Below are 1,285 nucleotides of genomic sequence, written 5' to 3' on the forward strand. Positions count from 1 at the left end.
TCGTGACTGCGTGCCTTTTGAAGAATGAGCCTGCGAGTTTGCGGTGTGTTGCGAGGTTAACCCGTGTGGGGAAGCCGTAGCGAAAGCGAGTCCGAATAGGGCGTTTTAGTAGCGCGCTCAAGACCCGAAGCGGAGTGATCTAGCCATGGGCAGGTTGAAGCGGCTGTAAGAGGTCGTGGAGGACCGAACCCACCAGGGTTGAAAACCTGGGGGATGACCTGTGGTTAGGGGTGAAAGGCCAATCAAACTCCGTGATAGCTGGTTCTCCCCGAAATGCATTTAGGTGCAGCGTCGTGTGTTTCTTGCCGGAGGTAGAGCACTGGATAGGCGATGGGCCCTACCGGGTTACTGACCTTAGCCAAACTCCGAATGCCGGTAAGTGAGAGCGCGGCAGTGAGACTGTGGGGGATAAGCTCCATGGTCGAGAGGGAAACAGCCCAGAGCATCGACTAAGGCCCCTAAGCGTACGCTAAGTGGGAAAGGATGTGGAGTCGCAGAGACAACCAGGAGGTTGGCTTAGAAGCAGCCACCCTTGAAAGAGTGCGTAATAGCTCACTGGTCTAGTGATTCCGCGCCGACAATGTAGCGGGGCTCAAGCGTACCGCCGAAGTCGTGTCATTTCAGCATGAGGGCCAACGCCCGCTGGGATGGGTAGGGGAGCGTCGTGTGCCGGGTGAAGCCGCGCCGGAAGGCAGTGGTGGACGGTTCACGAGTGAGAATGCAGGCATGAGTAGCGATACACACGTGAGAAACGTGTGCGCCGATTGACTAAGGGTTCCTGGGTCAAGCTGATCTGCCCAGGGTAAGTCGGGACCTAAGGCGAGGCCGACAGGCGTAGTCGATGGATAACCGGTTGATATTCCGGTACCCGCTGTGAAGCGTCAAACATTGAACCAGGCGATGCTAAGTCCGTGAAGCCGCCCTGGAGCCTTCGGGCAAAGGGGAGTGGTGGAGCCGACGGACCAGACCTGTAGTAGGTGAGTGATGGGGTGACGCAGGAAGGTAGTCCATCCCGGGCGGTGGTTGTCCCGGGGTAAGGGTGTAGGCCGTGCGATAGGTAAATCCGTCGCACATGAGGCTGAGACCTGATGCCGAGCCGATTGTGGTGAAGTGGATGATCCTATGCTGTCGAGAAAAGCCTCTAGCGAGTTTCATGGCGGCCCGTACCCTAAACCGACTCAGGTGGTCAGGTAGAGAATACCGAGGCGTTCGGGTGAACTATGGTTAAGGAACTCGGCAAAATGCCCCCGTAACTTCGGGAGAAGGGGGGCCATCACCGGTGATA

At 57.5% G+C, this 1,285-nt stretch carries 1 rRNA gene (cut by a window edge); it reads left to right on the top strand.

Annotated features, from left to right (window positions below):
* Nucleotides 1-1,285, top strand: a 23S ribosomal RNA gene (locus tag ACFVXA_RS40555) (its annotated part continues 1,273 nt past the right edge of the window); the annotation flags it as partial.

Origin of the sequence: Streptomyces sp. NPDC058246 (genome assembly GCF_042881985.1) — a bacterium.
Classification (GTDB): Bacteria; Actinomycetota; Actinomycetes; order Streptomycetales; family Streptomycetaceae; genus Streptomyces.